This window comes from Aliiroseovarius halocynthiae, from assembly GCF_007004645.1.
Taxonomy (GTDB): Bacteria; Pseudomonadota; Alphaproteobacteria; order Rhodobacterales; family Rhodobacteraceae; genus Aliiroseovarius; species Aliiroseovarius halocynthiae.
In genome coordinates this window covers 91,132-111,855 of the sequence record NZ_ML660026.1, presented here as the reverse complement: position 1 = coordinate 111,855, position 20,724 = coordinate 91,132, and the positions used below count along the sequence as shown (strand labels likewise).

The following is a 20,724-nucleotide window of genomic DNA, read 5'->3' as shown; positions in this document are numbered from 1 at the left end:
TAACTGGGCAGACAGAAGGGGGAAAGTCGGACTGTTCATCAGCCCAAAAGAAAACGCCCCGCGGCTGCAGGGCGTTTTACATTAGATACAAGATGGGATTACTTCGGGAGCGGGCCGATCATCATGACCATCTGACGGCCTTCCATCTTGGGCATGTTTTCAACTTTGCCCAATTCCTTGATGTCTTCGGCAACACGCAAAAGAAGCTCTCGACCAAGGTTCTGGTGGGCCATTTCGCGGCCACGGAAGCGCAGGGTCACTTTGACCTTGTCGCCTTTTTCCAGGAACTTCACCACGTTGCGCATTTTAACATCATAGTCATGCGTGTCGGTGTTCGGGCGGAACTTGACCTCTTTGACCTCGATCGTTTTCTGCTTTTTGCGGGCCTCAGATTCGCGCTTCTGCTGTTCATACTTGAACTTGCCGAAATCCATGATCTTACAGACGGGAGGATTGGCATTGGGCGAGATCTCGACCAGATCCAGACCTGCTTCTTGGGCCATGACAAGCGCACGCGCAGGGGTTACGACCCCAACGTTTTCGCCTTCGGCGCCAATCAGGCGGATTTCCGGGGCCCGGATGCGATCGTTGATGCGTGGGCCGGTGTCGCGCGTCGGGGGCGCGTTATGAGGTCTGCGGGCTATGGTGCCATTCCTTCTGTGGTTTCGCTAAACTATGGGTGCGAAACGTAAAGGTGCGCCGCCCTGCTTTCAACCCGATAGTTTATGTTTTCTAAGCGTTTTGACGCCGAAGGCCGGAAACTCCCCTTGCGCCTGATCGTCGAAGGTCGCACATCCCTTCCAGATGGCGTGGCCCCTGAGATGGTCGTGCCGAATTGATAAACTGAGGATGTCGACATGAACAAATCCATTATCGCGCTTTTGGTCGTCGCCGCTGCTGCCTTTGGCGGATACAAGTGGTACGAAGGTAACCAGGCAGAAATGGCTGCCAAAGAAGCTGCAGCCACCGCCGCAGCTGCCGCCGAAGCCGAAGCCAAAGCCGCTGAAGAAGCCGCCGCCGCCGCTGCTGCCGCCGAAGCTGAAGCAAAAGCTGCAGAAGAAGCTGCCGCCGCCGAAGCTGCCACCGCCGCCGAAGCCGCAACGGCTGCTGCATCCGAAGCTGCGACCGAAGCTGTTGAAGGTGCAATGGAAGCCGTCGGCGACGTTGTGACCGATGTTGTGGGTGAAGGGGCTGCAGTCACGGAAGCCTTGGGTGCTGCCACCGAAGCTGCGACCGAAGCTGTCACGGGTGCTGTTGAAGACGCTGCAGCCGCCGCCACCGAAGCCGTAACCGGCGAAGCTGCTGCCCCAGCCGCTGAAGAAGCTGCTGCAGAGGAAGCCCCCGCCGAAGAGGGTGATGCCATGGAGATGGCGAAAAAGCTGCTGACACCCGAAGGGTTTGATGCGGCCAAAGTTGGTGATCTGATCGACGGGTCGTCGCTGGATGATTCCACTAAAACTGCGTTGAAAACGGCTGCAGATGCGGCTGCGAACAACCCAGCTTTGCTGCAGGTTGCCTTGGACCAGATCAAGACCGCCCTGGGCATGTAAGCTTAAGCTTCATTTGCAAAGTTGCGCCGCGCAGAGCAGTCTGCGCGGCGTTTTTTTGTCTGGTTGGTTTGACTTATCACGTCGACGATAGGCTAAGCGGCAAGTGCCTGAATGGCCTTTTCGGCCTCCTCCAAACCGGCTTCACCAGCTGCGCTTACGAAGGACACGTCGGTCAGGCCCATAAAGCCCAGAACATGGGTCAAATAGGGCGAGGCGAATTCGTAGGGTGCTCCTACTGGTGTGCCGCCCGAGGCGCTGACGACGATGACGCGCTTGCCTTCGAGCAATCCAACCGGGCCGTTTTCGGTATACTGGAAGGTCACACCAACGCGGGCCAGTTGGTCGATCCAGGCTTTCAGCGTCGACGGGACCGAGAAGTTGTAAACCGGCATCGAGATGACAATCAGATCGGCTGCCTGAACTTCAGCAACAATTTCGTCAGATAAGGCAAGCGCTGCTTTGTCTGCGTCGCTGCGGGCCTCGGGTGGGATGAACGTCGCACTGGTAAACCCCGCGTCGATATGCGGGATGCCATCGCCCAGATTGCGGGTGGTGACGGTGGCGTCCGCGAAACGGGACAGAACGTCATTTGCCAGCTTGCGCGAAAGCGAGGTGTCGGTGCGGGGCGAACTGTCGATACGAAGGATATGCATGGGAAGTCTCCGGGTATGTGTGTCTGTTGGAGCATATGTGCGCCCTTGCATTTTTAAACGCAATCTGGGTTAATCAACAGATTGTGTGTGATAATGCACAGACCTTTCAAGGCGGGGACACTATGGATCAGTGGGATGAAATACGGACGGCCTATCATGTTGCACGGGCTGGCACCGTCAGCGGGGCCGCAGATAGTCTGGGCATTCACCATGCCACTGTGATCCGGCATGTGGATTCACTCGAGGCGCGGATGGGGGTGAAGCTGTTCCAGCGTCACGCGCGGGGATATACCCCGACCGAAGCTGGGGTGGATCTGGCGCGTATCGCGTCGACCACGGAAGAACAATTTGCGCAGCTGGGCACGCGACTGAAAGGGCAGGGCGAAGATGTCTCGGGCGAGGTCGTGGTGACGGCACTTGCGTCCTTCGCGCCACGCCTAACGCCCGTATTGGCAGAGTTTCACCATAGACATCCCAATACGGTGATCCGCCTGCTGACCGGACTTCGTTTGTTTCGGTTGGAATATGGCGAAGCCCATGTAGCCATCCGCGCGGGCAGTGCCCCGCAAGAGCCGGACAATGTGGCGCAGAAATTCCTTAATCTTGAGCTGGCCCTGTGTGTGTCACCCACATATGTCGCGCGATATGGGATGCCGACCGAGGACACGTTTGATCAGCATCGTTTCATCGGCGTGGATGATGCCCATTCACGCGCGCCATTTGCACGCTGGATGAATGAACACATTCCGAGCGAGAACATCACCTTCCGTGTGACCGACGATGTGTCTCAACAACAAGCCGTTCTGGCTGGAGCAGGGGCTGGGTTTGTTGTGCGCGGCGAGCATCCCGAACTGATTGAAGTGATGCCGGTTCAGCCGGAATGGCGTTCGGGGTTTTGGCTGGTCACCCATGTCGATCTTCATCGAACCGCGAAAGTGCAGGCGGTTTTGAACTGTTTGAAAGATGCCGCGGTCGAGTGGGTAAAGTCTGATCCAGCGATCAGCCTGCCTGACTAGGCCTCGTCGCGCAGTTCTTCCTCCAAGAACCGTTCGAATGCATCCAGATTGACCGGTTCGAATTGTCCAAACCCTTGCATCCAGACCGAAGCTTCGCGCAACGCGTCGGGATCCAGCTTGCACCATTTCACGCGGCCGCGCTTTTCCTGCGTGATCAGACCTGCGCGCGACAGGATCGTCAGGTGTTTCGAGATCGCGGCCAGCGACATGTCGAACGGTTCGGCCACATCGGTGACGGCCATGTCATCTTCCAGAAGCATGGTCAGAATGGCGCGTCGCGTCTGGTCGGACAGGGCAGCAAAGACAAGGTCAAGGCGGGTTTCCATACGCATGGGCCTAGGGTGCGGCGGGGCGATCGTCAACCAATCGGTTAAATAAGCGCATCTGCCCAGAATCCGGGGGTGGGCGGGTTCGTTCAGCGTCTTGGGAAAAGTTGCGAGAGATAATTGGGAAACATATCAACATCTTACGAGAATTTATGTTGGCGCTAAACGCCGTTGACTCATAGCCCTTCACGCCTTAGCACATGGCCTAACTGTCACCGGAGGATTTTTCGTGCCCGACACCCCTAATCCCGAGCGCTTAAAAGAGCTCGAAGCCCGCATCAACGCGGCGAAAGGGGAAGAGGAGAAAACGAAAACCGGGGATGAGGCCTATAACCAAGCATCGTTCGCTTGGCAGATGGTCATAGAGCTTACAGTCGGTCTGGTGATCGGCTTCGGCATCGGATACGGACTGGATAGTCTCTTTGGGACCAAGCCGATATTCATGGTGCTGTTCATAATGTTGGGCTTCGCGGCAGGCATGAAAGTCATGCTGGGAACTGCGGCTCAGATGCAGAAGAAAGCAGAAGATGCGCAGGACGCGCAGGCTTCTGACAAGGAAGAGGGATAGGAACGTGGCTGAACAAGGCGCAAAACAGGGTGCAAGCCCGATCATCAAGATTGCATTCTTTGCTGTTCTGGCAGTGGTTCTGCTGTCCGGCGTGCTGTTCTCGCCTGCGCATCCTGGCCTGGCGATCCACCCGATGGATCAGTTCGAAATCAAACCGCTGTTTGGTGACGGTCATGGCAAACTGGGCCTGTTTACAGTCACCAACATGACCTTGTGGATGGTACTGGCCATCATTGGTATCGTCCTGCTTCTGGTTGTTGGGTCGCGCGGTCGTGCCATCGTGCCGACACGTGGTCAGTCGGTTGCCGAGATGGCTTACGGCTTTGTCTATAAGATGGTCGAAGACGTGGCTGGTAAAGACGCCGTGAAATTCTTTCCCGGCATCATGACCCTGTTCATGTTTATCCTGTTCGCTAACTTTCTGGGCCTGATCCCGACCTCGTTCACTTCGACCAGCCACATCGCTGTAACAGCGGTTCTGGCGATGATCGTGTTCGTCTTCGTAACCGTGCTGGGTTTTGTGAAGAACGGCGTTGGCTTCCTAGGCCTGTTCTGGGTGTCGTCCGCTCCTCTGGCGCTGCGCCCAATCCTGGCTGTAATCGAACTGATCTCGTACTTCGTGCGCCCCGTCAGCCACTCAATTCGTTTGGCTGGTAACGTGATGGCTGGCCACGCCGTGATCAAAGTATTCGCTGGCTTTGCTGCCGCCTTGGGCGTGTTCAGCTTCCTGCCAATCCTGGCCATCTCGGCCGTCTACGCACTGGAAGTGCTCGTAGCCTTCATCCAAGCTTACGTGTTCACCATCCTGACCTGCGTATATCTGAAAGACGCTCTGCATCCGTCGCACTAAGACGGTTACAGCCCGCTAACAAAACTTATCTAAAGAATTCCATCGTAAGGAGAATCATCATGGAACTCGTAGCAGCAGCAGCTCTTGGTAAATTCATCGGCGCCGGCCTGGCCGCTATCGGTTCGGGTGCCGCCGCCATCGGTGTTGGTCACGTGGCCGGCAACTTCCTGGCAGGCGCTCTGCGCAACCCGTCGGCTGCCGCCGCACAGACCGCAACCCTGTTCATCGGTATCGCATTTGCAGAAGCTCTGGGCATCTTCTCGTTCCTGGTTGCTCTGCTGCTGATGTTTGCTGTCTAAGACCTGAACCATCCTTACGCCGGGGCGAGGCGTCCGCGTTTCGCCCCAAGTAACCCTGGTTCCAGAGGACTTAAGACATGGCAAGTAACACACATAGCACGGACGCAGCGCACGGAGACGCCCATGGCGCCGCCGAAGCTGCTGGTATGCCGCAGCTGGATTTCTCGACCTTCGGGAACCAGATCTTCTGGCTGGTGGTGACGCTGGTCGTGATCTACTTCGTCCTGACCAAGATTGCATTGCCCCGGATCGAGGCTGTGCTGTCCGAACGTCAAGGCACGATCACCAACGATCTGACCGCTGCCGAAGAGCTGAAGCAGAAGGCTGTCGAAGCCGAAGAAGCTTACAACAAGGCCCTGGCTGACGCCCGTGCAGAAGCGAACAAGATCGTCGCTGAAGCCCGTGCGGACATTCAGGCTGATCTGGATGCCGCTGCTGCCAAAGCAGATGCCGAGATCGCCGCCAAGGCTGCCGAAAGCGAAGCCGCGATCAACGAGATCCGCGCCGGAGCGATCGACAGCATCAAGGCCGTCTCCAAGGATGCCGCTAAGGAAATCCTAGGCTCGATGGGCTATAAGGCGGATGCCAAGTCGGTAACTGCGGCTGTGACCGCACGGATGAAAGGGTAAACTGATGAAGAAACTCGCAGTTCTCCCCTTCGCGATCGCGGCTGGCCCAGCATTCGCCGCAGGCGACGCTGGCTGGACCGATCTGTCCAACACCAACATGGTTGTCACCCTGGCATTCCTGTTGTTCGTAACTTTCCTTGGTTACATGGGCGTGCACAAGATGTTGGGCGGTCAGCTTGACAAACGTGCCGAGGGCATCAAGTCGGAACTCGATGAAGCCCGTGCCCTGCGCGAAGAAGCCCAGACTGTTCTGGCGTCTTACGAGCGCAAGCAAAAGGAAGTGGCTGAACAGGCAGAGCGCATCGTTGCGCATGCCAAGGAAGAGGCCGCAAATGCTGCGGCTCAGGCCAAGGAAGATCTGAAAGCTTCGATTGCACGCCGTCTGGCTGCTGCCGAAGACCAGATTGCTTCGGCTGAAGCTGCTGCCGTGAAAGAGGTACGCGACAGCGCCGTTCTGGTTGCTGTGGGCGCTGCCCGCGACATGATCGCCAAACAGATGACCGCAACCGACGGCAACAAGCTGATCGATGAGGCCATCAAGGACGTGGAAGCCAAGCTGCACTAAGCAGTGCTGTCTTATACGACCTTCGAAGAACCCGGTCATATTGGCCGGGTTTTTTTATTTGGTGTTACTCACCGAAATTCGATTATTCGCAATTCGTCTGCGTGGCATCCAATATCGGAGCCAATGAAAAACTGAATACACGCTCGCAGGCTGTATATGGAAGGACATGTTGATGAAGATTGAATGGCAGAGAGCTGCCGCCTATGTGACCGCACTTGATGCGAAACGCCGGGTTTTGTTGACGCGATTTGAGATTCCGGGCCATCCAAAGTCAGGGTCTTGGACCTTGCCCGGTGGGGGCATGGAATGGGGCGAGCAGGCGCACCAAACTGCGGCGCGAGAACTCAGGGAAGAGACCGGTCTGGAAGCCGAGATCGGGTCTTTACTTGGGAGCAGTCCGAGTGGTTTCACGCAGATGCATCCGATTTTGGCCAACCTGGTCATGCACTCCGCTTAGTTTTTGAGGCACATCATTGCATTGGTAAGCTAAAAACAGATTTCAACGATGATGATACAACGGCTGCGGCTGCGTGGTTCACGCTGGAAGATGTCCGTCAACTGGACAGGATGGAGTTGGTTGATTTTGGTATCGAACTAGTTTTGGGATCGGAGTGGGCAGGCTGAGCGTTCGCTAGGCTGAGTGTCATGCAATGTAGTGCGCAACATCACGGATGAACCCAGTCTAGAGCGATTTCTGGCGGCGGCAGATGACCGGTGCGCGCGCTACCTCTCTTTTTCGTATGTCAGCCGCTGGCGCGCGACCTGTTCATTGCGCTCGGTGCGGCGTAAGTCAGCATAGGATTGGATAACGTGATCCATATGGGTCTCGATCGCGCTACGGGCGGCTTTGGGGTCTCGGGCCTGCAGGGCGTCGTTAATGGCCCGATGCTGCTCTAGCAGATCCATGCGCGTATTGGTGATCTGGATGACAACCTGACGACTATAAAGCACCCCTTGCTTTAGCAGATCATACATCGCACGCATCATGTGGACCATCAGTACATTGTGGCTCGCCTCGATGATCGCCATATGGAAGTCGCTGTCCAGATCTGCGCCCTGTCCTTCCGAGGCTTTTTCCATCTTCACGAAAATCTCGTTGATTACTGCCAGATCCGTGTCAGAGCCGAACTGAGCAGCGCGCTCTGCGGCTAGTCCTTCCATATCGCGGCGGAAGGCGATGTAGTCATAGACGGCCTCGTCATGGCGCGAGAATAAGTTGGTTAGGGCAGGGGGGAACGAGCTGTCCAGATCATCCGAAATGAAAATCCCTGCACCTGCGCGTCGTGCTAGCAGTCCAGAATTCTCCATCTCGGCCAGCGCATCACGTAGCGACGGGCGCGAGACGCCTAAACGCTCGGCCAGATCACGTTCGGATGGAAGGCGTTCGCCCGGGCGCAGCACGCCCCGCAGGATCAATAGCTCGATCTGTTCGACGACCGAGTTAGAAAGTTTGCTGGCGGCTATCTTTTGGAAGGGCATGGGGTACTCGCGCAAATTGGTCAGATTATATGACCACATCCCGCACCAAGCCTCAAACAAAAAAGCCGGGCGCTTGCCCGGCTTTTTGCATGCCTCTTGCGCCATCTCGGCTTTTAGGCGGTAGGGCGGATCACAATCTCGACCCGGCGATTCTGCTGACGACCATAGCTGCCCAAATTGGACGCAACGGGGCGGTCTTCGCCAAAGCCTACGGTCTGAATGCGCCAGCTTGGCACGCCATTCGCCGACAGAACCGATGCGACCGAGGCCGCACGGTTGCGCGATAGATCAAGATTATAGTTAGCCGATCCTACATTGTCGGTATGGCCCTGAACTTCGACAACCGAGTCCGGGTATTGCAGCAGGTTGCGCGACAGTGCCGCTAGGTCGCCGCGCAGGGCCGTGCTGATCTGTGCGCTGCCAGTGTCAAACAGGATGTCATGCGGCATGGTTACGATCAGCTCGCTGCCGGTGTTGACGATTTTTACGTCATCATTGTCGATGGCCTGACGCAGATCGCCTGCCTGCTTGTCCAGGTGCTGGCCAATGGCGCCGCCAATGATGCCGCCTACAACGGCGCCGACGGCGGCTTTGCCCAGTTTACCCTCGCCATCACGAGTGGCGCCCAAAAGGCCACCCGCGATGGCGCCGATTGCGGCCCCGTTCTGCGTGCGTGGGCCAAGGTTTCCGCCTTGCGTAGTCGTTGTGCAGGCGCTGGTGGCGAGTCCGGCGATCAGGCCGAACGAAAGAATCATATGTCTTGGGTGCATACTGCTGTCCTCGGTTAGATTTCTTGTTTTGCATACAGAAAAGCACCTTGATATCGAATAACAAGGGTTTGCTATGGGGAAACTTCAAGAAAAACTTACTTCACCCAGCGCGTTCTTGTTCCAGCTCTGCGCTTTCCCAGGCGAGAAGCGCGCGTTTTACCGGTAATCCCCAATGGTATCCCCCAAGGGCACCTGATTTTCGAAGTGCGCGATGGCAAGGAATTAGCCAGCTGACCGGGTTGCGCCCGACAGCTGTTCCGACAGCGCGTACGGCACGAGGCTGACCGATCTTTTCAGCGATTTGCCCATAGGTGGTCACATGGCCCGAGGGGATGGACAGCAAAGCCTCCCACACTTTGATCTGCAAGGGCGAACCAATCAGATGCAATGGCGTCTTCCCGTCTTCGCCCAGTTCGGTGTCATAGGCCGCCAGAACCCAAGGATGCAGAAACATCGAGTCCTCGATGAATGTGGCGTTTGGCCAGCGCGAAATAAGGTCCTCAAAAGTCTCTGCGACGCCGGTCTCATCTGCGAAGCCGATGCCACAGATGCCGCGTTCCGTGCCCATCACCAATGACGCGCCGAACGGGCTGTCAAACCAGCCCCAATAGATCGTCAGCCCCTCGCCTTTCTTGGCGTATTCACCGGGGCTCATCGCTTCCCACCGCAGGAACAGGTCATGTAGCCTGCCCTGACCGGACAGGCCCACCGATTGCGCCGTGTCCAACGTCGAGAACCGATCCGCCAAAAGTGCTTTTGCGTGGCCAAGGGTCAGAAACTGCTGATAGCGCTTGGGCGACACACCAACCCAGCGTGAAAACACGCGCTGGAAATGGGCAGGCGACATATCCATCTTCGAGGCCAGCGAATCTAAGGCGAGCGGCTCTCCTCCTGCTGCGTCGATCTCTTCGATTGCGCGGCGGATGACGTTGTAGTGATAGCTGTTTTCGGTCTGGGTCATGGTAGCCTCGTGTTTCTTGTGATCAGAGTGCCGCGAATTGCGTCTATAAGCGACCCGGAAATTGCGCATTGCGCACGGCTGGCATAAGACAGTGGGCGGAAACGGATGGACGCGATGGCAAAACAACTTGGATATCATCAGATCCGCGAGATCTTTGAGCGCTTCAAGGAACAGGAAGCCGAGCCAAAAGGCGAGCTGGAACATGTGAATGTTTATACGCTGGTCGTGGCTGTGGCTCTGTCGGCACAAGCGACCGATTCAGGTGTGAACAAAGCCACGCGTGCGCTGTTCAAGATCGCAGACACGCCCCAGAAGATGCTGGATTTGGGGCTTGAGGGTCTGACCGAGCATATCAAGACCATCGGGCTGTTTCGACAGAAGGCCAAGAACGTGATGAAGCTGAGCCAGATCTTGGTTGATGACTATGACGGAGTGGTGCCGAATTCCCGCGCAGCACTTCAATCGCTGCCTGGGGTGGGGCGAAAGACGGCCAATGTGGTTTTAAACATGTGGTGGGGTGTGCCCGCGCAGGCCGTCGATACTCACATCTTCCGCGTTGGGAATCGGACCGGCATCTGCCCCGGAAAAAATGTAGATGTGGTGGAACGCGCCATCGAAGACAATATCCCCGCAGACTTTCAACACCATGCCCATCACTGGCTGATCCTGCATGGGCGCTATACCTGCAAAGCCCGCAAGCCAATGTGCGGAAACTGCATTATTCGGGACCTATGTCCCTTCAAGGAAAAGAACTTATGACGAAAAAGTACAAGGTTGTCGGGATCGGCAACGCGGTTGTTGACGTGATCACGACGGCTGATGACAGCTTTCTCGAGCTGATGGGCATTGAGAAAGGCATCATGCAGCTAGTCGAAAAGGACCGGGCCGAGGTGCTCTATGCCGCGATGCAGGATCGCAAGCAGGCGGCCGGCGGATCTGTGGCCAATACCCTTGCCGGGATCGGAAACTTGGGTCTGGCCACCGGCTTTGTCGGGCGCGTGCATGACGATGCGCTGGGGCATTTCTATGCTGATGCGATGGAGATGGACGGCACCCGCTTTGTAAACCCGCCGGTGCCAGAAGGAGAGCTGCCGACCTCGCGGTCGATGATTTTCGTGTCGCCAGACGGTGAGCGCTCGATGAACACCTATCTGGGAATCTCTGCCGAGCTGGGCCCAGAAGACGTGGATCCCGAGGTCGCCGCCGATGCCGAGATCGTGTTTCTGGAAGGCTATCTGTTCGACAAAGACAAAGGCAAAGAGGCCTTCATCGCCATGGCCCGGGCCTGCCGTGCGGCAGGCGGCAAGGCCGGGATAGCCATTTCTGACCCGTTCTGCGTTGAACGCCATCGCACTGACTTCCTGATGCTGATCGAACACGAGCTTGATTATGTGATCGGTAATGAGGAAGAGCTGAAAGCCCTGTTCCAGACCGATGATCTGGAAGAAGCGATGTCCAAGACTGCCGAAATCTGCCCGCTTGTGGCTTGCACGCGGTCAGGCGATGGCGTGTCCATCCTTGCAGGCGGTGACCGCGTCGACGTGCCCGTGGAGCGCATTATTCCAGTCGACGCGACTGGCGCGGGCGATGGTTTTGCTGCAGGGTTCCTATACGGTTTGGCCACCGGTGCGGACCTGCGTATTTGCGGCGAAATGGGCTGTACGGTCGCGGGCGAAGTGATCCGGCACATGGGGCCGCGCGCCGATCGCAATCTGCCAGCCATGTTCCGTGAAAAAGGGCTGCTCTGAAATCAGCTTGATATGTGGTGACATGGTATCTGGTGGCTCATCCTTTGGATGAGCCTGCGGGGCGAAGCCCCGCGTGTATGGGGATGCCAAGCAAGTTGAGTTGAGGCGGGTAGCGGAGCGTATGGACCCGAGGCATCGCCTCGGGCCACCCCCAACTCTGGTGACCGGTAGGTCATAAAGAGGCGGGAGGGTTTCTGGGCAATTGGCTGGATCGCGCTTGCACCGTTGGACGCTCACAACTATAATGTAAAAATATAATGTAAAAAGCCCGGATCCTAAGATCCGGGCTTTCTTTTCCGGGTGCAAGCACGCCTTATTCGGTATCCACGACCTCAAAGTCGTGGGTGACAGCCGCAGAGGCGGCCATCATGGCAGAAGCCGAACAGTATTTGTCCACCGACAGTGAAATCGCGCGTTCGACTTTGTCAGTGCTGATCCCACGTCCTTTGACGATGAAATGCAGGTGGATCTTTGTGAAGACCTTTGGGTCCGTTTCGGCGCGTTCGGCGCTGACGTCGATATCCACATCCTCGATCCGCTGACGTTGTTTTTCCAAAATGGACACAACGTCATATGCAGAGCACCCGGCAGTGCCGATCAGAAGCAGCTCCATCGGGCTGGGGCCAGGGGTTCCGGATCCGTCATGGCCGGTGCCCAGAACGATGTTGTGACCCGTGCCAGAAGTGCCAACAAAGGTACGGGCCTCGGCCCATTTGACGCGCGCTTTCATGTGTTTCCCTTCGCAGTCATGCGGGGTCAGTCGCCCAATTTGGCGTGGATCTCGTCCAGATCAATCTCGCCAATGGGCATTTTGTTCCCCGGATTTTCGAAATCGTACTTAAACAGTTCGAAGTCCTGTTTGAAGATCTCATAGACCAGATGCATCGACAGGTCGTCGAAATAGTCTTCGACCGGGTGTGCGCGTTTCGGCCCATGGCCTTCGCTTTCGTTGAAACGTGGGATCTCTGCCAGATCAATGCTATGCGGCGTGTCTATCGCATCCAATACGGACTGCATCCCGTCGTTGAAATTCTCGGTCCAGAATATGTTGTCATAGCGCCCACCATTCACGATGAAGGTCGAGACATGGCCCGACATCGCCGACCAGTGAATGTCTGGATTCATCGGCTTTCGCCAGCGGATGGTATCGCGGGCAAAGAGCAGAAAACGCCGGAAGCTTTTAATCTGGTCAAACTCAAACCCTGTGTCTGGGTCGCCAACTTCGATCCCGTATTTCTGGATCAGTAGGGGCACTAAATTGCCGCGATAGCGGCGTCCGTTGCGCTGGATCCCGCAGATCTTGTCAAAGAAACTGGACAGGATTCTTGTGTACGGATTGCGCACACAAGTGAAGGCATAGCTGCGGTGATTACGCACATTGTTTTCGATCTTCACCTGCGAAAAATCCTGTGCCCATTTGTGCATACGGTTCTTGCTGTCATGGATGTCGCCGTCGAAAAATTCGCCATTGTCTGAATAGAACATGATCTGACCGATGGTCGAGCAAGCGCATTTCGGGACCACGCGGTATACAACGCTTTCGCTTTCGGTCATCCAGGTGCCGGGGAAACCCATAATATACCTCGCCTTCTAATTACTTTGACCGGACCGTCGGACCCGTTTGTGAACAGATTGGTGAAAAAAGTAAAGAATCTCTGTTTATTCAACAGGTCTTCACGCTATTTAGTCAATTAGTCGTCAGCTCCAAAGGTCGTAAAGCGTCACATGGCTCAAATTGCCTTCATTCTGTTGTGCCACAAAGATCCCGAGGCCATCATTTCGCAAGCCCGACAGTTGACGGCGGCGGGCGATTATATGGCGATCCATTTTGATGCGCGTGCCAATCCGGCGGATTTTCAGCGTATTCAAGATGCACTGAATGACAATCCGAATGTGACCTTCGCCAAAAAGCGCATCAAATGCGGTTGGGGCGAATGGTCCTTAGTGCAAGCGTCACTGAACGCGGTTGAAGCCGCGTTAGATGCGTTCCCTCGCGCGACGCATTTCTACATGCTGTCTGGCGATTGTATGGCGATCAAATCAGCCGAATACGCGCACGCGCTTTTGGATGGCGAGGACGTGGATTATATTGAGAGCTTTGACTTCTTTGAAAGCGATTGGATTAAGACCGGTTTTAAGGAAGAGCGTCTGATTTACCGTCACTATCTGAATGAACGAAAGCACAAGAAGCTTTTCTATGCCTCATTTCGTTTGCAAGAACGGCTGGGTCTGAAACGCGATATCCCCAGCGATATTCAGGTCATGATCGGCAGCCAATGGTGGTGTTTGCGCCGTCGGACAGTCGAATGGGTCATGGATTTTTGCCGTGAGCGCAAGGATGTGATGCGGTTTTTCCGGTCAACTTGGATCCCCGATGAAACTTTTTTCCAGACGATTGTGCGCCATGTTGTGCCGGATACGGAAATTTGCACCAGCACCCTGACGTTCCTGATGTTCACGGACTATGGGATGCCGGTGACGTTCTATAATGACCACTATGACTTGCTGCTAAGTCAGGATTTCCTGTTCGCACGCAAGATCAGCCCCGAGGCAACCGAGCTAAAGCAGCGGTTGGGTGAACTCTATGCGGCTAAGGGAATCGAGTTCCAGATCTCGAACGAAGGGCGCAGCCTGTTTCGCTTCTTGACCAGCCGGGGCCGAAACGGGGTTCGTTTTGCACCACGGTTCTGGGAAGCTGAAAGTAGTCTGGGCCGTGAACGCGAACTTCTGATTGTGGTGGCGAAAAAATGGCACGTGGCTAAGCGTTTAGCCAGTAAGATCCAAGAGGTCACAAATATCCAGGCCATCGAATACCTGTTTGACGAGGCAAGCTGCCCGATGCCTGATCTGGGCGGCATTCAGACGCAGATGGGAAAGCGTGCACGCCACCGTCGAGCGCTGATGCGCATGTTGTATGAATACTATGATACGGATCGCATGGTGATTTGTATGGATCCCAAAAACATGGAGATGTTTCAGGATTTCTTCACCGACCGTTCCATCACGCGTTTACTGGAAGTCGAAAGCGTCTTCACAGATGACTATTTGGCGGGTCACGCCATCCGTGTCGGACTTGCAGGCGAGAACACACCGTCCCAGTCGATGGAGCGCCTTTTGCCGACGATCAGGGCGGATGTTCTGGGGGAAAGCGATCGCATCCGAGATGCCGGATTTGAGCGGTATTACCGTATAAGCGAGCTGCGAGACGCGCAGGACAATGCCTTTGCCTTATCGCAATTTCTAACGATCCCGCAGGACGAGGCGCTTCAGATCGCCCAGACCAATCACCTGTTTGATGACTGATACAGGAGGCCAAATGCCTTACACTTATGACGACCAGAACATTTTTGCCAAGATCCTGCGCGGCGAAATTCCGAATGATACTGTCTATGAAGATGATCACGCACTGGCCTTTCGCGACATCCAGCCGAAAGCGCCGCATCATGTGCTGGTGATCCCCAAAGGCCCCTATGTAACCTTTGACCATCTAGCGAGCGAAGGCAGTGACGCAGAGATCGTTGGCTTCACCCGCGCCGTTGGAAAAGTGTGCGCGCTGTTAGGGATCGAGCCGGGCAATGCTGGCGACGGATATCGGATGATCTCGAACGCGGGCGAGCATGGCGTGCAAGAAGTGCCTCATCTGCACATTCATATTCTGGCAGGCCGTTCGATTGGGCGTATGGTATCGCCTGTTGAATGACGGTTCGCCCTTGCGGGTGATGCCGCGTGGCGCGTAAATATGATGACGAAATGACAGAGGTGTCTCAAATGACCCAACCGGCTCCGGAAACCAAGATCGTTGACAGCTACAAAGTCGCCTGTGATGGCGGCGAGGGCGCGCTGGGCCACCCGCGTGTCTATCTTCAGATCCCGGCTGATCAAGGCTGGGTCGAGTGCCCCTATTGCGACTGCAAATATGTGCACCGGGATCACGCTGGCGGTGACAAAGCTGCCTGACCCTTTCGGGCTGTATTGAAAAGTCGGGCCGCGGGCTGGTGCCTCGCGGCCTTTTGTTGCTTTATGGGCATACGTGCTTCAGGGGGAATTCCAATGAGCTTTGGCAAAGGGTGTCATCTGCATCTGGTCGACGGGTCGGCCTTCATCTTTCGGGCCTATCATGCGCTGCCTCCGCTGACGCGTAAATCCGATGGGCTGCCTATCGGGGCGGTAGCCGGGTTCTGCAACATGCTGTTCAAGTTTGTTGAAGACAACGCAGGGGCCGATGCGCCCACCCATGTGGCCGTCATTTTTGACCATTCCGGCAAAAGCTTCCGCAACGATATCTACTCGGAATATAAGGCAAACCGCCCCCCAGCGCCCGAAGATCTACGCCCGCAATTTCCGCTGACCCGCGACGCGACCCGCGCTTTTAACATCGCCTGTCTCGAAGTCGAAGGGTTCGAGGCCGATGACATTATCGCCACCCTTGCCCGCCAAGCAGACGAGGCAGGCGGGCGTGTGACCATTCTGTCCTCGGATAAAGATCTGATGCAGCTTGTGGGCGGCGGGGTCGAAATGCTCGACCCGATGAAGAACAAGCGGATCGGTGTCGAAGGGGTGGAAGAAAAATTTGGCGTCGGTCCCGACCGTGTGGTCGACGTACAGGCGCTGGCGGGTGATAGCGTGGACAACGTTCCCGGCGCACCCGGCATTGGCATTAAGACGGCGGCCCTTCTGATCAACGAATATGGTGACCTTGATACGCTTCTTGAACGCGCCGAGGAAATCAAACAGCCCAAGCGCCGCCAGACCCTGATTGAGAACGCCGACCAGATCCGCGTCAGCCGCGAGTTGGTCAAGTTGGACGACCAGATGGAGCTGGATGTCTCGTTCGAGGATTTCGAGCTGAATGACCCCGAGCCGGATACCTTGCTGACCTTCCTTGCCGAGATGGAGTTCCGCACGTTGACCAATCGCGTGGCCGGGAAGTTGGGGCTGGACGCGCCCGAGATCGCGCAGCCCGAAGTCAGCAATGCGCCTGCCGCCGTCGAAATGCCCGCCATCGACCCCGAAAAATACGAATGGGTCAAAGATATGGACGCGTTGTCGGCATGGATCGACCGTGCCTATGCGCGCGGCTATGTGGCTTTCGACACGGAAACGACCGGTCTGGATGAGATGATTGTCGATCTGGTCGGGATCTCAATGGCGGTAGAGCCGGGCGAGGCGTGCTATATCCCACTGACCCATAAATCCAGCCAGGCCGATGACTTGTTCGGTGGCTCGGACCTGGCTGAGGGACAGTTGCCCTTGGATCAGGTGATCGCCGCATTGAAACCAATGCTCGAGGATCCCGCGATCCTGAAAATCGGGCAGAATATGAAGTATGACGCGAAGATCCTGGCGCGTTACGGGGTTAATGTCGCGCCGATTGATGACACGATGCTGATGTCCTATGCGCAGAATGCGGGTCTGCATAATCACGGCATGGACAAGCTGTCTGAAGTGTATCTGTCGCACACGCCTATCTCGATCAAATCGCTATTGGGTACGGGGAAGTCCGCGATCACCTTTGATCGCGTTCCGCTTGAGGACGCTGTGAAATATGCCGCCGAGGATGCGGATATCACGCTGCGTCTGTGGCAAATCCTGAAGCCGCGTTTGCACAGCGAACGCGTTACCCGCGTTTACGAACGTTTGGAACGCCCGCTGGTTCCTGTCCTCTCGCAGATGGAGATGACGGGGATCAAAGTCGACCGCGAGGTGCTGTCGCGCATGTCCAACGCATTTGCCCAGAAAATGGCGGGGTACGAGGCCGAGCTGCATGGGATCGCAGGCCGCGATTTCAACGTTCAGTCGCCGGCTCAGGTCGGCGAGATCCTGTTTGGCGAAATGGAGCTGCCGGGCGGCAAGAAAACCAAAACGGGGCAATGGTCGACACCGGCGGACGTGCTGGAAGATCTGGCCACAGAACATCCTTTCGCGGCGCGTGTTTTGGACTATCGCCAGCTGCAAAAGTTGAAATCGACCTATACGGACGCGCTGCAAGACCACATCCACCCCGAGACCGGGCGTGTGCACACGTCTTATTCGCAGACCGGGGCGAACACGGGGCGTATGGCCTCGACCGATCCAAACCTGCAGAACATCCCAGTCCGGACCGAGGAAGGCCGCCGCATTCGCGAGGCCTTCATAGCCCCTGAAGGCACCAAACTGATCAGCCTCGACTACAGCCAGATTGAACTGCGTATTCTGGCTCATATGGCCGAGATCGACGCTCTGAAAAAGGCCTTCCGCGATGGCCACGACATCCACGCCATGACTGCATCCGAGATGTTCGATGTGCCGCTGGACGAGATGACGCCAGACATCCGCCGTCAGGCCAAGGCCATCAACTTTGGTGTGATTTATGGCATCTCAGGCTTCGGTCTTGCCCGCAATCTGCGCATTCCACGGTCCGAGGCGCAGGGTTTCATCGACCGCTATTTCGAACGGTTTCCGGGCATCCGCAAGTACATGGACACCACAATCGAGTTCGCCAAGGAACACAAACGGGTCGAAACGCTGTTCGGTCGCCGTATCCATACGCCTGAAATCGGTGCAAAGGGCCCCCAAGCTGGGTTTGCCAAGCGCGCCGCGATCAACGCGCCCATCCAGGGCACTGCCGCCGACATCATCCGCCGTGCCATGATCCGCATGCCCGATGCTATCGCCAAACTGCCCGCGAAGATGTTGCTGCAAGTTCACGACGAACTGATCTTCGAGGTCGAAGAAAACGCGGTGGATGAGGTGATAGAAACTGTCCGCCATGTCATGGAAGGTGCCGCCGAACCGGCGATCAAACTGGACGTGCCGCTGGTGGTGGATGCTGGTGTCGGCATGAACTGGGCCGAGGCGCATTGATATGCGCCTTTTGGCCGTAGTTCTAATCGCAGTTCTTGGTTCTTCGCCCGCTTCTGCCGAGGACGCGATCTTTGTCTCGCGCAAGGGGCATCAGTATAGCCTTTCCACAGTCGAAGAGGGCTTGGTATTAACATCGCTCTATCCGGCGGCGTGGATTTTGGGGAAGGGTATCAACAGCAATATCGAAACTGGAATTGACAAGATTCACTTGGGACGAGGATGCGATGCCGCGCATGACCTTTGGGGGAATGGGCGCTGGCGGGCAGATGCTGATGGTCTTGTGATCGAATTCCCAAAGCGCAGAAGAACAGAGTTTCCGTTTCAATTGCTGCCGCCTGAATTCGGTCCGGCGTGCACGGTCAGTGGATTACTGCATCCGGCGTAGGTTCATTGTTGACAGTGTCACAAGCGTCGCGCGTGCTCCCGCCCGTCGCATCTTTGGCCCTGAAATATCCCGGGGTGAATGCGCATCGCGCGGGGGGGCAGCGCCCCTCACGCCTTTCCGGAAAAAACGCCATCTCCACGGGGATCTAATCCTTGCGCCTCTAACTTGGCATAAAGGACGTTCAGGCTTTTGTCGCGCTCATCGCGGAAGCGGTCTCCGGTCGTGAAACCTTCTATCCGATCCACGCGGAACATGCGGTGGTCTTCGCGCAGCTCGCACCACCCTACGACGGACCAGCCATTGCGCCAAAGCCACAGCGCCAACGGGCGGATGGTACGGGTGGATTTTGCGCCCGCTTCGTCTGCATAGGTTATGGCCAGTCGTAAACGCGCATCAATGGCGCTTTCGATCTGGTCGATGAAATGCCGATCACGCTCTGAGGGCCGCAACGTTGGACCAGCGTGTATTTCGACCCGCTTCGCCTGTGCTTCCAGCGCCTCGGGCAGCACGGATCTGACTTTGATCAACGCTTCGCGGGCCGAGGCTGCCATCGCCGCTCCGCCCATGCGCTCAATCAGATGGGTGCCTGCGATCACAGCCATGATTTCTTCACGCGTGAACATAAGCGGCGGCATGTCGTATCCGGCGCGCATGACATATCCGACGCCAGCTTCGCCCTCAATAGGCACGCCTGATCCGATAAGGTCAGCGATGTCGCGGTAAATTGTGCGTTCGCTGACCTCAAGTTCTTCGGCAAGATCACGCGCCGTGGTCAGCCGACCGCCTCGAAGCAGCTGAACAATCTGAAAAAGGCGGTCGGCACGGCGCATGGATCAGGCCTTCGGCTCGAACAAGCCGATCGAGTTACCGTCAAGGTCGATCGCATAGACGAAACGGCCCGGCGGGATCTCAATCGGGTCGCACAGAACCGTGCCGCCTGCATCTGCACAGCGTTTGGCGGCGTCTTCCAGCGCGTCGGGCACCACGATATGGACAGTTGGGCCATTGCCGCCAGCTGACGGTTTGCCCGGATACAGGTGACCACCGGTGGTATCCATCGCACCGCCCAGCGTGGCCATGGGATTGGGGCCGGAAGTGTCGATCTCCATCGTCCATTTGAAGACGGTGTTGTAGAAGGCGACTGCCTTGTCCATGTCCGTGACGGGAATTTCGGCCCAGCAAACTACGGGAGGGGTCATTGTGTTTTCCTTTCATCAAAGTTGATGAGCCATGTGTGACACACCCCTCCTGACAGCATAGTGTCAGGAGCCTGTCAGTCGAACCCCTTGATCCATGACAATCCGTCTTCAGTCCGTCCGGCTGGATGATATTCGCCGCTGACCCAGCCGTCATAACCACCGTCATCAAGCCCCTGAAACCACGCGGGATAGTCGATCACGCCTGCCAAAGGTTCGTGCCGATCCGGCAGGCCACCAATCTGAATGTGGCGGGTTAGATGTTTTACCTTCTTCCAAGTTGCGGGCATGTCCCCGGTGATCTTATGGGCGTGATAGGCATCGAATTGCAGGCCCAAATTAGGGGCGTTCACCTCGCCAAGAATGTCGGCTGCCAGATCATAGTCTGACAGGAAATAGCCTGGCATATCGCCTTGATTGATCGGCTCGATGGTCAGGCTTTGTTTGGGGGCCTCGGCCGCGGCCCATGTCAGGTTCTCGACAAATATGGAACGCGCCGCGTCGCCATCAGCCACGCCAGCCATGATATGAAGATGCGTTGCGTTGAATGCATGTGCAAACCGCAGTGCACGTTTGAAATCGTGCCGGAACCGATCTTGCCCATCGGGTATTGCGGCAAAGCCACGTGCCCCTCCGGTCCAATTTGGTGGTGGCGTGTTGATCAACACCATGTGCAACCCAAAAGCAGCCAACCTACGCTGAACCTCTGGCGCGGCATCCTCATAGGGAAACAACACTTCGACGGCGTCGAACCCGGCCTCGGCAGCAGCTTCAAAGCGGTCAAGGAAAGGTAGTTCCGTAAACAGAAGGGTCAGGTTGGCGGCAAAACGAGGCATGGGCGGCTTTCAGATCGCGATTGTCTGGTCGCGACAACCTTGCCTATGCG

Annotated in this window: 26 protein-coding genes; 15 read left to right on the top strand and 11 right to left on the bottom strand. The window is 56.6% G+C overall.

Going from position 1 to position 20,724, the window contains the following annotated elements:
• Positions 1–98 precede the first annotated feature (98 nt).
• A complete protein-coding gene (gene infC, locus FIL88_RS15155) occupies positions 99–557 on the bottom strand; it encodes a translation initiation factor IF-3 (RefSeq protein ID WP_322788901.1) in 459 nt (152 codons plus the stop codon).
• Between the two features lie 300 nt (positions 558–857).
• Here infC and FIL88_RS15150 point away from each other — a divergent pair, with 300 nt between their 5' ends.
• Positions 858–1,550, top strand: coding sequence for a hypothetical protein (locus tag FIL88_RS15150; protein WP_142854723.1), 693 nt, complete (start codon positions 858–860; stop codon positions 1,548–1,550).
• A gap of 92 nt (positions 1,551–1,642) precedes the next feature.
• On the opposite strand, the gene FIL88_RS15145 is transcribed toward FIL88_RS15150, so the two are convergent.
• Positions 1,643–2,203 (bottom strand): FMN-dependent NADH-azoreductase, encoded by a 561-nt coding sequence (locus FIL88_RS15145; protein WP_142854722.1) that lies wholly within the window; start codon positions 2,201–2,203, stop codon positions 1,643–1,645.
• A 122-nt stretch (positions 2,204–2,325) separates the two neighbouring features.
• Here FIL88_RS15145 and FIL88_RS15140 point away from each other — a divergent pair, with 122 nt between their 5' ends.
• Positions 2,326–3,219: a LysR family transcriptional regulator gene (locus FIL88_RS15140; protein ID WP_142854721.1), complete on the top strand. Its 894-nt coding sequence runs from the start codon at positions 2,326–2,328 to the stop codon at positions 3,217–3,219.
• Here the strand turns inward: FIL88_RS15140 and FIL88_RS15135 are convergent.
• Positions 3,216–3,545, bottom strand: coding sequence for an ArsR/SmtB family transcription factor (locus FIL88_RS15135; RefSeq protein WP_142854720.1), 330 nt, complete (start codon positions 3,543–3,545; stop codon positions 3,216–3,218). The two genes, FIL88_RS15140 and FIL88_RS15135, sit on opposite strands and share 4 nt — an antisense overlap.
• A gap of 229 nt (positions 3,546–3,774) precedes the next feature.
• On the opposite strand from FIL88_RS15135, the gene FIL88_RS15130 reads away from it, so the two are divergent.
• The 6 genes from FIL88_RS15130 (at position 3,775) to FIL88_RS15105 (ending at position 6,913) form a co-directional block, all read left to right on the top strand.
• On the top strand, positions 3,775–4,113 hold the full coding sequence (locus FIL88_RS15130) for an AtpZ/AtpI family protein (RefSeq protein WP_142854719.1): 339 nt from the start codon (positions 3,775–3,777) through the stop codon (positions 4,111–4,113).
• Positions 4,114–4,153: 40 nt separating this feature from the next.
• Positions 4,154–4,963 carry a F0F1 ATP synthase subunit A gene (locus FIL88_RS15125; RefSeq protein WP_142854739.1) on the top strand — a complete coding sequence of 270 codons (810 nt, stop codon included), beginning with the start codon at positions 4,154–4,156 and terminating at the stop codon, positions 4,961–4,963.
• 59 nt (positions 4,964–5,022) lie between these two features.
• Positions 5,023–5,262, top strand: coding sequence for a F0F1 ATP synthase subunit C (locus FIL88_RS15120; RefSeq protein WP_039017421.1), 240 nt, complete (start codon positions 5,023–5,025; stop codon positions 5,260–5,262).
• Positions 5,263–5,339: 77 nt separating this feature from the next.
• The gene (locus FIL88_RS15115; RefSeq protein WP_142854718.1) at positions 5,340–5,891 is read left to right on the top strand and encodes a F0F1 ATP synthase subunit B'; all 552 of its coding nucleotides are present in this window, start codon (positions 5,340–5,342) and stop codon (positions 5,889–5,891) included.
• Between the two features lie 4 nt (positions 5,892–5,895).
• Complete coding sequence (locus FIL88_RS15110) at positions 5,896–6,456, top strand: F0F1 ATP synthase subunit B (protein ID WP_142854717.1); 561 nt, start codon at positions 5,896–5,898, stop codon at positions 6,454–6,456.
• Between the two features lie 166 nt (positions 6,457–6,622).
• On the top strand, positions 6,623–6,913 hold the full coding sequence (locus FIL88_RS15105; protein ID WP_142854716.1) for an NUDIX hydrolase: 291 nt from the start codon (positions 6,623–6,625) through the stop codon (positions 6,911–6,913).
• A 266-nt stretch (positions 6,914–7,179) separates the two neighbouring features.
• Here the strand turns inward: FIL88_RS15105 and FIL88_RS15100 are convergent, their stop codons facing one another.
• The 3 genes from FIL88_RS15100 to FIL88_RS15090 form a co-directional block, all read right to left on the bottom strand.
• Entirely contained in the window at positions 7,180–7,935 is a 756-nt protein-coding gene (locus FIL88_RS15100) for a FadR/GntR family transcriptional regulator (RefSeq protein ID WP_142854715.1), read from the bottom strand.
• A gap of 113 nt (positions 7,936–8,048) precedes the next feature.
• On the bottom strand, positions 8,049–8,690 hold the full coding sequence (locus tag FIL88_RS15095) for a YiaD family glycine zipper/OmpA-like lipoprotein (protein WP_246066744.1): 642 nt from the start codon (positions 8,688–8,690) through the stop codon (positions 8,049–8,051).
• Between the two features lie 115 nt (positions 8,691–8,805).
• Positions 8,806–9,666, bottom strand: coding sequence for a methylated-DNA--[protein]-cysteine S-methyltransferase (locus FIL88_RS15090; protein ID WP_142854713.1), 861 nt, complete (start codon positions 9,664–9,666; stop codon positions 8,806–8,808).
• A gap of 114 nt (positions 9,667–9,780) precedes the next feature.
• Here FIL88_RS15090 and nth point away from each other — a divergent pair, with 114 nt between their 5' ends.
• Both nth and FIL88_RS15080 read left to right on the top strand, forming a co-directional pair.
• The gene (gene nth, locus FIL88_RS15085) at positions 9,781–10,425 is read left to right on the top strand and encodes an endonuclease III (protein ID WP_142854712.1); all 645 of its coding nucleotides are present in this window, start codon (positions 9,781–9,783) and stop codon (positions 10,423–10,425) included.
• Complete coding sequence (locus tag FIL88_RS15080) at positions 10,422–11,414, top strand: adenosine kinase (protein ID WP_142854711.1); 993 nt, start codon at positions 10,422–10,424, stop codon at positions 11,412–11,414. Before nth ends, FIL88_RS15080 begins: the two co-directional genes overlap by 4 nt.
• Before the next feature lie 313 nt (positions 11,415–11,727).
• Here the strand turns inward: FIL88_RS15080 and FIL88_RS15075 are convergent, their stop codons facing one another.
• Both FIL88_RS15075 and FIL88_RS15070 read right to left on the bottom strand, forming a co-directional pair.
• Entirely contained in the window at positions 11,728–12,144 is a 417-nt protein-coding gene (locus FIL88_RS15075; RefSeq protein WP_142854710.1) for an OsmC family protein, read from the bottom strand.
• Between the two features lie 26 nt (positions 12,145–12,170).
• Positions 12,171–12,989: a sulfotransferase family protein gene (locus tag FIL88_RS15070; RefSeq protein WP_142854709.1), complete on the bottom strand. Its 819-nt coding sequence runs from the start codon at positions 12,987–12,989 to the stop codon at positions 12,171–12,173.
• 150 nt (positions 12,990–13,139) lie between these two features.
• Here FIL88_RS15070 and FIL88_RS15065 point away from each other — a divergent pair, with 150 nt between their 5' ends.
• The 5 genes from FIL88_RS15065 to FIL88_RS15045 all read left to right on the top strand — a co-directional run bounded on the left by FIL88_RS15065 (position 13,140) and on the right by FIL88_RS15045 (position 18,642).
• The gene (locus FIL88_RS15065; RefSeq protein WP_142854708.1) at positions 13,140–14,717 is read left to right on the top strand and encodes a DUF5928 domain-containing protein; all 1,578 of its coding nucleotides are present in this window, start codon (positions 13,140–13,142) and stop codon (positions 14,715–14,717) included.
• 13 nt (positions 14,718–14,730) lie between these two features.
• A complete protein-coding gene (locus tag FIL88_RS15060) occupies positions 14,731–15,114 on the top strand; it encodes a histidine triad nucleotide-binding protein (RefSeq protein ID WP_142854707.1) in 384 nt (127 codons plus the stop codon).
• A gap of 68 nt (positions 15,115–15,182) precedes the next feature.
• Positions 15,183–15,371: a zinc-finger domain-containing protein gene (locus FIL88_RS15055; RefSeq protein WP_142854706.1), complete on the top strand. Its 189-nt coding sequence runs from the start codon at positions 15,183–15,185 to the stop codon at positions 15,369–15,371.
• Between the two features lie 93 nt (positions 15,372–15,464).
• A complete protein-coding gene (polA, locus tag FIL88_RS15050; protein ID WP_142854705.1) occupies positions 15,465–18,257 on the top strand; it encodes a DNA polymerase I in 2,793 nt (930 codons plus the stop codon).
• 1 nt (position 18,258) lies between these two features.
• On the top strand, positions 18,259–18,642 hold the full coding sequence (locus FIL88_RS15045; RefSeq protein ID WP_142854704.1) for a hypothetical protein: 384 nt from the start codon (positions 18,259–18,261) through the stop codon (positions 18,640–18,642).
• Positions 18,643–18,749: 107 nt separating this feature from the next.
• Here FIL88_RS15045 and FIL88_RS15040 read toward each other — a convergent pair whose 3' ends face one another.
• The 3 genes from FIL88_RS15040 to FIL88_RS15030 form a co-directional block, all read right to left on the bottom strand.
• Positions 18,750–19,472 carry a helix-turn-helix transcriptional regulator gene (locus FIL88_RS15040; RefSeq protein ID WP_142854703.1) on the bottom strand — a complete coding sequence of 241 codons (723 nt, stop codon included), beginning with the start codon at positions 19,470–19,472 and terminating at the stop codon, positions 18,750–18,752.
• A gap of 3 nt (positions 19,473–19,475) precedes the next feature.
• Positions 19,476–19,841 (bottom strand): VOC family protein, encoded by a 366-nt coding sequence (locus FIL88_RS15035; RefSeq protein WP_142854702.1) that lies wholly within the window; start codon positions 19,839–19,841, stop codon positions 19,476–19,478.
• Positions 19,842–19,915: 74 nt separating this feature from the next.
• Positions 19,916–20,674 carry a hydroxypyruvate isomerase family protein gene (locus tag FIL88_RS15030; RefSeq protein ID WP_142854701.1) on the bottom strand — a complete coding sequence of 253 codons (759 nt, stop codon included), beginning with the start codon at positions 20,672–20,674 and terminating at the stop codon, positions 19,916–19,918.
• Positions 20,675–20,724: the final 50 nt, after the last annotated feature.

Bases quoted from the DNA above. Each gene is read 5' to 3' on its own strand.
- FIL88_RS15095 (WP_246066744.1), bottom strand. From the start codon at position 8,690: ATGATTCTTTCGTTCGGCCTGATCGCCGGACTCGCCACCAGCGCCTGC.
- polA (WP_142854705.1), top strand. From the start codon at position 15,465: ATGAGCTTTGGCAAAGGGTGTCATCTGCATCTGGTCGACGGGTCGGCC.
- FIL88_RS15140 (WP_142854721.1), top strand. From the start codon at position 2,326: ATGGATCAGTGGGATGAAATACGGACGGCCTATCATGTTGCACGGGCT.
- FIL88_RS15075 (WP_142854710.1), bottom strand. From the start codon at position 12,144: ATGAAAGCGCGCGTCAAATGGGCCGAGGCCCGTACCTTTGTTGGCACT.
- FIL88_RS15100 (WP_142854715.1), bottom strand. From the start codon at position 7,935: ATGCCCTTCCAAAAGATAGCCGCCAGCAAACTTTCTAACTCGGTCGTC.
- FIL88_RS15090 (WP_142854713.1), bottom strand. From the start codon at position 9,666: ATGACCCAGACCGAAAACAGCTATCACTACAACGTCATCCGCCGCGCA.
- FIL88_RS15080 (WP_142854711.1), top strand. From the start codon at position 10,422: ATGACGAAAAAGTACAAGGTTGTCGGGATCGGCAACGCGGTTGTTGAC.
- FIL88_RS15065 (WP_142854708.1), top strand. From the start codon at position 13,140: ATGGCTCAAATTGCCTTCATTCTGTTGTGCCACAAAGATCCCGAGGCC.
- FIL88_RS15145 (WP_142854722.1), bottom strand. From the start codon at position 2,203: ATGCATATCCTTCGTATCGACAGTTCGCCCCGCACCGACACCTCGCTT.
- FIL88_RS15040 (WP_142854703.1), bottom strand. From the start codon at position 19,472: ATGCGCCGTGCCGACCGCCTTTTTCAGATTGTTCAGCTGCTTCGAGGC.
- FIL88_RS15110 (WP_142854717.1), top strand. From the start codon at position 5,896: ATGAAGAAACTCGCAGTTCTCCCCTTCGCGATCGCGGCTGGCCCAGCA.
- FIL88_RS15150 (WP_142854723.1), top strand. From the start codon at position 858: ATGAACAAATCCATTATCGCGCTTTTGGTCGTCGCCGCTGCTGCCTTT.
- FIL88_RS15070 (WP_142854709.1), bottom strand. From the start codon at position 12,989: ATGGGTTTCCCCGGCACCTGGATGACCGAAAGCGAAAGCGTTGTATAC.
- FIL88_RS15045 (WP_142854704.1), top strand. From the start codon at position 18,259: ATGCGCCTTTTGGCCGTAGTTCTAATCGCAGTTCTTGGTTCTTCGCCC.
- FIL88_RS15055 (WP_142854706.1), top strand. From the start codon at position 15,183: ATGACCCAACCGGCTCCGGAAACCAAGATCGTTGACAGCTACAAAGTC.
- FIL88_RS15035 (WP_142854702.1), bottom strand. From the start codon at position 19,841: ATGACCCCTCCCGTAGTTTGCTGGGCCGAAATTCCCGTCACGGACATG.
- FIL88_RS15120 (WP_039017421.1), top strand. From the start codon at position 5,023: ATGGAACTCGTAGCAGCAGCAGCTCTTGGTAAATTCATCGGCGCCGGC.
- FIL88_RS15030 (WP_142854701.1), bottom strand. From the start codon at position 20,674: ATGCCTCGTTTTGCCGCCAACCTGACCCTTCTGTTTACGGAACTACCT.
- FIL88_RS15060 (WP_142854707.1), top strand. From the start codon at position 14,731: ATGCCTTACACTTATGACGACCAGAACATTTTTGCCAAGATCCTGCGC.
- nth (WP_142854712.1), top strand. From the start codon at position 9,781: ATGGCAAAACAACTTGGATATCATCAGATCCGCGAGATCTTTGAGCGC.
- FIL88_RS15135 (WP_142854720.1), bottom strand. From the start codon at position 3,545: ATGGAAACCCGCCTTGACCTTGTCTTTGCTGCCCTGTCCGACCAGACG.
- FIL88_RS15105 (WP_142854716.1), top strand. From the start codon at position 6,623: ATGTTGATGAAGATTGAATGGCAGAGAGCTGCCGCCTATGTGACCGCA.
- FIL88_RS15115 (WP_142854718.1), top strand. From the start codon at position 5,340: ATGGCAAGTAACACACATAGCACGGACGCAGCGCACGGAGACGCCCAT.